Origin of the sequence: Blautia sp. DFI.6.71, assembly GCF_020593585.1 — a bacterium.
GTDB classification, from domain to species: Bacteria; Bacillota; Clostridia; order Lachnospirales; family Lachnospiraceae; genus Blautia_A; species Blautia_A wexlerae.
Genome location: NZ_JAJDMJ010000020.1, coordinates 56,888 through 65,169, shown reverse-complemented (window position 1 = coordinate 65,169; position 8,282 = coordinate 56,888). Strand labels below are relative to the sequence as shown.

Annotated in this window: 8 protein-coding genes and 2 pseudogenes; 7 read left to right on the top strand and 3 right to left on the bottom strand. The window is 40.5% G+C overall.

The window, feature by feature from the left end:
* The first annotated feature begins 428 nt into the window (after nucleotides 1–428).
* Nucleotides 429–995, top strand: a complete 567-nt coding sequence (locus LJE12_RS10400) for an RNA polymerase sigma factor (RefSeq protein WP_196049319.1) — start codon at nucleotides 429–431, stop codon at nucleotides 993–995.
* A complete protein-coding gene (locus LJE12_RS10395) occupies nucleotides 979–2,109 on the top strand; it encodes a DUF4179 domain-containing protein (RefSeq protein WP_227226925.1) in 1,131 nt (376 codons plus the stop codon). The genes LJE12_RS10400 and LJE12_RS10395 overlap by 17 nt, the downstream gene beginning before the upstream one ends.
* 53 nt (nucleotides 2,110–2,162) lie before the next feature.
* Here LJE12_RS10395 and LJE12_RS10390 read toward each other — a convergent pair whose 3' ends face one another.
* A complete protein-coding gene (locus LJE12_RS10390) occupies nucleotides 2,163–2,978 on the bottom strand; it encodes a hypothetical protein (RefSeq protein ID WP_227226924.1) in 816 nt (271 codons plus the stop codon).
* A gap of 333 nt (nucleotides 2,979–3,311) precedes the next feature.
* Here LJE12_RS10390 and LJE12_RS10385 point away from each other — a divergent pair, with 333 nt between their 5' ends.
* Nucleotides 3,312–3,938, top strand: a complete 627-nt coding sequence (locus tag LJE12_RS10385; protein WP_118138016.1) for a lactate utilization protein — start codon at nucleotides 3,312–3,314, stop codon at nucleotides 3,936–3,938.
* A gap of 152 nt (nucleotides 3,939–4,090) precedes the next feature.
* Here the strand turns inward: LJE12_RS10385 and LJE12_RS20660 are convergent.
* Nucleotides 4,091–4,288: pseudogene (locus LJE12_RS20660) on the bottom strand (DUF6783 domain-containing protein).
* Here LJE12_RS20660 and LJE12_RS20655 point away from each other — a divergent pair.
* A pseudogene (locus tag LJE12_RS20655) lies at nucleotides 4,247–4,357 on the top strand (DUF6783 domain-containing protein); the annotation flags it as partial. The pseudogenes LJE12_RS20660 and LJE12_RS20655 sit on opposite strands and share 42 nt — an antisense overlap.
* Here the strand turns inward: LJE12_RS20655 and LJE12_RS10380 are convergent.
* Nucleotides 4,338–5,243, bottom strand: a complete 906-nt coding sequence (locus LJE12_RS10380; protein ID WP_227226923.1) for an AraC family transcriptional regulator — start codon at nucleotides 5,241–5,243, stop codon at nucleotides 4,338–4,340. The pseudogene LJE12_RS20655 and the gene LJE12_RS10380 sit on opposite strands and share 20 nt — an antisense overlap.
* Nucleotides 5,244–5,412: 169 nt before the next feature.
* Between LJE12_RS10380 and LJE12_RS10375 the strand changes: the two genes are divergently transcribed.
* The 3 genes from LJE12_RS10375 (at nucleotide 5,413) to proC (ending at nucleotide 8,264) form a co-directional block, all read left to right on the top strand.
* A complete protein-coding gene (locus LJE12_RS10375) occupies nucleotides 5,413–6,771 on the top strand; it encodes an MATE family efflux transporter (RefSeq protein ID WP_227226922.1) in 1,359 nt (452 codons plus the stop codon).
* 119 nt (nucleotides 6,772–6,890) lie between these two features.
* Nucleotides 6,891–7,337, top strand: a complete 447-nt coding sequence (gene dtd / locus LJE12_RS10370) for a D-aminoacyl-tRNA deacylase (RefSeq protein WP_008706007.1) — start codon at nucleotides 6,891–6,893, stop codon at nucleotides 7,335–7,337.
* A 132-nt stretch (nucleotides 7,338–7,469) separates the two neighbouring features.
* Nucleotides 7,470–8,264: a pyrroline-5-carboxylate reductase gene (gene proC, locus LJE12_RS10365; RefSeq protein ID WP_195284365.1), complete on the top strand. Its 795-nt coding sequence runs from the start codon at nucleotides 7,470–7,472 to the stop codon at nucleotides 8,262–8,264.
* Nucleotides 8,265–8,282: the final 18 nt, after the last annotated feature.

The following is an 8,282-nucleotide window of genomic DNA, read 5'->3' as shown; positions in this document are numbered from 1 at the left end:
CTATTTCTTATCAGAAAGATTTACTTTCCATAGACACAAGAATTTTTACACCCTCTAAAAGCTTCACCGTTATCCTGCTTCTGCTTTAATTTCCGGAATACTTCATCTGCATTCTTATCTTTCAGATAAATCGGTTAGGTACTCCCCTATTTGTTAAGTATAGTCCTCATTCGTGCCTTGAAAATGTCTTCGGCTGTTCTTTTGTCTTTTATCATTTGTAAGGATTTACGTTTGTCCTCCTTTATATGCCTATTTTATCAGAATACACTCCATTTCTCCAGTCGAAATTTTGAAAAGACAGGTTGACTTTTCGACAGTGTATTATTTACTCTGGAAAAAGAAAATTATTTTTATTAAAACTGCAACTTTACCATTCAAAATCCGTCTTATCTTATGAAGGCAAATAAAAGAAACGTGAGGTGAAAAAAGTGGAAGATACAGTAATTATCAATCTGTATTTTGACAGATCAGAAAAAGCCATACAGGCGACCGAAGAAAAGTATAGCAAGTACTGCTTCAGTATTGCCTGGAATATTCTGTATGATAAGGAAGACTCCGATGAATGCGTCAATGATACATGGTTGGCTGCATGGAGTTCCATACCACCCAGAAAACCGGCAATTCTGTCTGCTTTTCTTGGAAAAATAACCCGAAACCTGGCAATTGACTGTTTTCGCAGGAAAAAAGCTGCAAAACGGTCAACAGAGCACATATTAGAATTATGTAAAGAACTGGAAGAGATAGAGGATGTAACAGCATATTCTTTGAATGATGAAATCCAGAGAAAAGAGATTCTGGAAATCCTTGAAAAATTCCTGGAATCCCTGAAAAAAGGTGATTGTGACATTTTTATACGACGCTACTGGTATATGGACAGCATCAGCGAAATTTCAGCCCGTCATGGAATTTCAGAAAGCAGAATCAAATCCAGCCTCTATCGAAGCAGAAAAAAACTATGGGAAAGGGTGAAGCATTTATATGGAAAAAGGATTTAAGACATTAGAACTGATTGGTGATCTGGATGATAAATATATTTACGAAGCTTCCAGACCATGGAAAAAACAGCATCGTTTTTTCCATATACAAAGGAGTTGGAAAACAGCAGTCGCCGGGATCATATTGCTTATTATGGTTGGATGCACATTAAGATATCAGGAAGATGTAAAAGCAGCATTACAGAGAGTAACTTCATGGATCGGACAGGCATTGGGAATTAAGAACGGTGATACCGATTCTTATACAAATGTTGTAGGAAAAAGCATTTCAAGAGATGGAATCACCATAACATTAAATGAGATTGTGATGGACAGCAAAAATTTATGGATTGCGTATTCCGACAGCGAAGATTCAGACGCAGATATGAAGGATGCGGTGGAAGACAAACTTTTATATACAGAAGTATGCATTAACGGTCAGGAAATTCAGCAGGGCTTAGGCCAAAGAACAGTTAATGCTTTCTCAGAAAATCCAATAACAGTGGAAGATTTCACAATCGGAAAAGAAGTCAACACTGAGGGAACTGTAAACATAGAGTTTAAAGTCTGGCCGATTGCAATGGACGATGCTGATACATGGGAAAATGTTCAGAAAACACAGGCTGATACAGAACCTTATACATTTAAACTTAAAACATCAAAAGAAGAGCTGGAAAAAAACACTGTGGATTTAAATCTGAATCAGAATATTAAAATGGATTCCAATGTCCTGAATCTCACAGAATTCAGATGGAATCCATTTGAAAGTACAATTTACGGAATGTATCATGGAACAGTATATATTGACAGTGATTATTATCTGATTGGAACAGACGATCAGGGAAACAAAATCTGCTATCAGGAAACAGGAAGAAATGGTCAGGAAACTATGTTCCGGCAAACGATAGGTCTATATCCCGGATACGAAGAAATCGCTCCGGAAGCAAACACAATCACATTACAATTATATGAAGTAAAAAACGACACAGCGCATCAGGTGTCTGAAGAAAAAATGGATAAGGATTCCTCTGATGATATCTACGAAGAATCCACAGTCTATGTATATGATGGAGGCGAAAGCCCTATAGACTCAGCAATACCAATAGGAGATAATTTTACAATACAGATAAGATGAAAAATACCGCCACATTGACCTATAATAAGTCAATATGGCGGTACTTTTATCTGTTAATCGTCAGGAATGATTGCCTTGCGATATTTTTCACGTTTATCTTCCGGAACTTCCAAAGCGTTCATTGCCTGATCAATGGTCAAGTTCATATTTTTCATAAGTTTTTTAATGGAGTCGGTTTCTTTAAGTTCCATTCCCTCATCCATTAACATCTGTCCAAGTCTGGTCATTCTGATTACCTCCTTAATCTCGTTTAACTCAGCCCTATCTAAGAATTTGTCAGCCAGTGTATACAACATGGCGGTTGTCTTTTCAGCACTCAGCTCAATATTGGTCTTTGCCAGACGAATAGCTTCTTTAAACATATCCTTGCGGCTCATTTTTCCGGACATCAATGGTGTCAGGGAAAGAGCTGCGTAATCATCTTCCGTAAAAGCTTCACCGTTATCCTGCTTCTGCTTTAATTTCCGGAATACTTCATCTGCATTCTTGTCTTTCAGATAAATCGGTTGCACTCTGTAAGTATATAATCCACAGTCCAGTTCAGATTTCACATTCGTAATCCCTCCGGAATAAATGACGTAAGTAATAACTTTCTTCCCTGTCTTGTTGGAATATACTGCATCATATGCATGGAATCTTCGCAAATCCGCTTCTTTTTTATCTGTAGTCTGAAACTCTGTATGTATATAGAAACCACCCGTAGTCAGAAAGGTAAAGTCCATATACAAAGACTGAATTGTCAGTTCCACCAGCTCTGTTGGTCCGATTTCTTCATACTGGTAATCAATTCCCAGAGTCTTAAGAATCGTATTCCGAAAATAGTCGAAGCCCATCTTCATAACAGCATCTTCGTGTTTAGCGTTTGCCATAAGGTACTCCCTTATTCGTTAAGTATAGTCCTCATTCGTGTTTTGAAAATGTTTTCGGCTGTTCTTTTGGCTTTTATCATTTGTAAGGATTTCCGTCTGTCCTCCTTTATATGCCTATTTTATCAGAAAATATCACAACTTACCAGATAACAATTATGAATAAATCCTGAAGCAGAAAATAAAAATTCAGATTAAATGATTTTCTGCAAAATAAATATCTGATATAATAGTTTACGAGACACACAGGTTTACAGTTATGTAATTTGTGTCTTATTATGTAAATCACGAACTGAGAAGTGGAATGTTAAATCTTATCAGAGGGAGGATACAACAATGGATGCAAATATGAAAAAAAGGAACGAACTTTTGGCAAAAACAGTGATCAAGGGACTGGAATCCCGCAATATGTCCGGGTATTATGCACAAGATAAAGAAGCAGCATTAAAGCAGGCCCTGGAACTAATCCCAAACGGAAGCACAATCGCCATGGGCGGATGCATGAGTGCACATGAGATCGGTCTGGTCAAAGCTTTGCAGGATGGAGATTATAATTATATTGACCGCGCAAAGCTTGAACCTCGTGAGGGACTTATGGCAGCCTATGATGCAGATTTCTTTTTATCCAGTGCCAATGCAGTCACAGATGATGGTGTTCTTGTCAATATTGATGGCAATTCCAACCGTGTATCCTGCATTGCCCAGGGCCCGAAAAAAGTAATCTTTATTGTAGGTATAAACAAAGTCTGTCCGGATCTTGACAGCGCAATGAAGCGTGCCAGAAATGTAGCAGCTACAGCTAATGCACAGAGATTTGATATCAAAACTCCATGTAAGGAAACCGGAAAATGCTTTGACTGCAAATCCCCGGATACCATCTGCTGTCAGTTCCTGATCACCAGATATTCCAGACATAAAGACAGAATCCATGTGATTCTGGTAAATGACACACTTGGGATGTAACCAAATCAAGTAAGTCCCTGGCTTCGATTACGAATATCGGATTGCCCCCGAATAATAAAAAGAACAGTCTCATTGACGTATAATAAGTCAGAGGGGCTGTTCTTTTTTGGAAAATAATAGGTCTGAAAAAGTCAATATCTGTATCATGTAAATCAATTCCGGAATGGTTTCTGATATAGAATTCTAATATAATATCCATGCGGCAGAAGGATAACCATATAAAAGAACAGATACAGGTTAGAGCGTGTCTGAAAAATCATTCCCGCAATCTGCACGCCCCACTTTGCGGGATATTTCACCCGAATTCAGTTGCCGTAGCCCGCTACGGCGCCCTCATCCGGGCAAAATATCCCACAAATTGTGACGCACATCTTGCAGAAAGCATTTTTCAGACACGCTCTAGCACTTTTGCAGCTTAAGAGAATTGTATTCACCGGGATTGCATCCGAATTGTCTGTGGAATGCCCGGGCAAAACGGCTGGCATTGCTGAAGCCTGTCATATCTGCAATCTGGATCATAGAATACTGGCAGCTCTGAACCAGAGGCAGACTTTGGTTGACACGATATTCTTCCAGATAGCCGGTAATTGTCTTGCCGGTCATTTTTTTGAACAGGCGGCAGCAGACCTCTCTGGACAGATGAATCTGGTCTGCCAGTTCCTGCAGAGAGATTACAGATTCAAAATGCGTATTAAGATAATCTAGCATTTGTTCCAGCCTTTCCAGTTCCAGCTGGTTGGCCGGAATAAATTTTGCAAGATCATTCTGGTGTTCGCAGAGAATCATACCGAAAATTTCACAGAGAAGCCCCTTGATTTTCAATTCATAACAGAAGGTCTTCTGATCAAAGAGGTCTTCTGTTTCATTGAGCTTTTGAATCACAGTCTGGGTACATGAGTTTCCGGAAGTAAGAAGGATGCAGGGAACAGAAGAATTCTGGAGAAAAGGGCGAAAACATCTGCGTTCCACATCACTTCCGTATTCGCCGTATATGAAATCCGGACGTGCCAGAAAGGTACTGTATCTGGCATGACTGTTATTAGGTGAATGACAGCTATGAGGTACATTACGGTTCAGAAGAAGAACATCTCCAGGTCTTACAGTGTAGCTTTTCTGATACACCTGATAGATAGCTTCTCCTTCTCTGGGAAGACTGATCTCCAGATCATTGTGCCAGTGGATAGGGACACTTTTTCCCTCAAATGCCCACAGGTCATCATGATTAACGGTCATGGGAAAACCGACAGTTCCATGTTCACAAAGTTCGCGGTTGGTTTCATCTACAAGAATTTTACGCATAGCCATATTACAGTTCTCCGATTTTATTATATGTACGCTGTGATGAATTGCTCACAGAAGCATGAGCATCAATACGATCTGACAATTTATCACAGGATATATTCATTTACAATGCTTATTTTAACCACAATTATAACGTTGGTATGCACATCGTGCAAGGAGAGGAGTAAGAAACATGGCAAGATCAAAAGAGATGGATCTGACTACAGGCAATCCGTTCCGGTCACTGCTGAAATTTGCGATTCCTGTAATTCTGGGAAATCTGTTTCAGCTTTTTTATACACTGGCGGACTCTGTGATCGTAGGAAAAACGCTGGGAGCAGACTCCCTGGCAGCAGTAGGTTCCACCAGTATTATTATTTATTTTGTATTCTGTTTTATCAATGGATTCACAGGTGGATTTGGTATCTGTCTGGGACAGAAATGCGGGGCAAAGGATGAAAAAGGAATGCGCAAGAGCGTTGCGGTTTCCACACTTCTGAGTATTGTCTTTACAGTAGTGCTGACATTAATCTGCTGTCTGCTTTCACACCAGATCCTGCGTTGGATGCAGATTCCTGCTGACATTTCCGGTGAAGCATATGACTATATGTTTGTAGTTTTGCTTGGCACAGGTGCTACCGTTTTTTATAATATGATCTCAAATATGCTCCGCGCATTGGGAGACAGTAAAACACCATTGTATTTCCTGGTATTTTCATCTGTATTAAATATTTTTCTTGATATTCTGTTTATTGTACCGTTTCATATGAGGGTGGCTGGTGCTGCATGGGCGACTATTCTGTCACAGTTCCTTTCCGCAGCGCTGAGTCTGGTTGTAGGACTGAAGAATTTTCCGATTCTGCATCTGCACAGAGAAGATTTTACAGATTTAAAAGACACGGCAGTCCTGCACCTGAAGACTGGATTTCCTATGGGATTCCAGATGTCTGTCATGTGTATCGGACAGCTTGCCATGCAGGCAGTGGTAAACTCACTGGGTACTGCAGCAGTTGCAGGATATACCGCAGCATCGAAAGCAGATCAGCTTTCTGTACTGGTAAACAATGCAATGATGACCGCAATTTCCAACTATGTGGCTCAGAACTTTGGTGCAGGCAGATGGGACCGTATCCGTCAGGGCGTGCGCGCCTGCCTGATCCAGACAGAAGCATTTAACCTGATCATGTGTATTGGAATTCTGCTGCTGAGACATCCGATTGTAAGAATGTTTCTCTCAGATCCCACAAAAGAAATCTATCACTATTCAGATATGTATCTGACGATTGTAGCTCCCTTTTACTTTGTGCTTGGGCTGCTGGCAGTATACCGTACATCCATCCAGAGCATGCAGAATGGCAAAGCACCTTTTGCTGCATGTATGATTGAATTGGTTATGCGAATCGCTGCAACAGTAGGTCTTTCCGGAATCATTGGATATACATCTGTATGTATTGCCAGCCCAATGGCGTGGATCGGAGCCTGTGCACTTCTGATCCCGGTTTACTATAAGATGATGAAAGGAAATTGTGCAGCATTACTGAGAATGGAGTGACGAGTAACAAGATTTTGAGATAACAGCCGCAAGGTGACACTTTACAATGGAAAAACGGATAAAAATGTGCTATGCTATCTATCAACAGACAGAAATCCGTTGATTAAGGAGAGTGAATTATGCGTTTTGTAATTCAGAGAGTAATGCATTCAAAAGTGACAATTAATGGTGAAGTACGAGGCCAGATAGGCAAGGGCTTTATGGTTCTCATCGGAGTAGGAGAAGAAGATACCGTTGAAATCGCAGATAAAATGATCCATAAAATGGTTAATATGCGTATTTTCGAAGATGAAAACGGTAAGACAAACCTTGGCCTGAAGGAGGTGGGCGGAAGTCTTCTGCTTATTTCCCAGTTCACATTATATGCTGACTGTAAAAGAGGAAACAGACCTTCCTTTATAAGAGCAGGGGCCCCTGATATGGCTGAAAATCTGTACAAATACATAATTGCCAGATGCAAAGAACATATTGATATTGTCGAGCAGGGAGAATTTGGGGCAGATATGAAAGTGGAGCTTGTGAATGACGGTCCCTTTACAGTCATATTGGACAGTAATGAATTATAATTATCTGTAACTGTTCAGTATTTTACGGCAGATTGCTGGATGATTATTATTATCTATAACAAGAAAAAGATATGAAAAAAGCAGTTATAAATTATCAGAAAACAACAGGAATTGCAAGAGAGGAGCAGATTTATGAAAATCGGATTTATCGGATGCGGAAATATGGCTTCTGCCATGATCAGTGGTATGCTGAAAAAAGGACTTTATAAAAAAGATGAGATTATTGTTTCCAATCTTACAGAAGAAGGAAGCAAACGAAGCAGAGAAAAGCTGGGAGTGGTTACAACCCTGGATAACCATGAAGTGGTAAAAAACACAAAACTGGTTTTCCTGGCCGTGAAACCGCAGTTTTATGAAGAAGTGCTGAATGAAGTAAAAGATGAACTGACACCGGAACACACAGTTGTAGGCATTGCGCCGGGGAAAACTCTTGCCTGGTTAGAAGAAAAATGTGGACAGCCTCTGAAAGTGGTAAGAATGATGCCGAATACTCCTGCTCAGGTTGGGGAGGGTATGACTGGTGTATGTGCCAATGAGAAAGTATCGGCAGAAGAACTGGCTCAGATCTGTGAGATCACAGACAGCTTTGGCCGTACAGAAGTAGTTCCGGAGCGCCTGATGGATGCTGTAGGTGCTGTAAGTGGCTGTTCACCGGCTTATGTATTCATGTTTATAGAAGCAATGGCAGATGCAGCGGTAGCTCAGGGAATGCCAAGAAAACAGGCATATCAGTTTGCGGCACAGTCTGTATTGGGAAGTGCGAAAATGGTACTGGAAACAGGTATGCATCCGGGTGAATTAAAAGACATGGTATGCTCTCCTGCCGGAACCACCATCGAGGGAGTAAGAATCCTGGAACAGAAGGGATTCAGAAGTGCTGTCTTTGAAGCTCTGAATGGAGCTGCTGAAAAAGGTAAAAAGATGTAATCTCAGTAACTCTAAGGC

Coding starts and splice junctions, on each gene's coding strand:
- LJE12_RS10395 (WP_227226925.1), top strand. CDS start 979: ATGGAAAAAGGATTTAAGACATTAGAACTGATTGGTGATCTGGATGAT.
- LJE12_RS10390 (WP_227226924.1), bottom strand. CDS start 2,978: ATGGCAAACGCTAAACACGAAGATGCTGTTATGAAGATGGGCTTCGAC.
- LJE12_RS10385 (WP_118138016.1), top strand. CDS start 3,312: ATGGATGCAAATATGAAAAAAAGGAACGAACTTTTGGCAAAAACAGTG.
- LJE12_RS10380 (WP_227226923.1), bottom strand. CDS start 5,243: ATGGCTATGCGTAAAATTCTTGTAGATGAAACCAACCGCGAACTTTGT.
- LJE12_RS10375 (WP_227226922.1), top strand. CDS start 5,413: ATGGCAAGATCAAAAGAGATGGATCTGACTACAGGCAATCCGTTCCGG.
- dtd (WP_008706007.1), top strand. CDS start 6,891: ATGCGTTTTGTAATTCAGAGAGTAATGCATTCAAAAGTGACAATTAAT.
- proC (WP_195284365.1), top strand. CDS start 7,470: ATGAAAATCGGATTTATCGGATGCGGAAATATGGCTTCTGCCATGATC.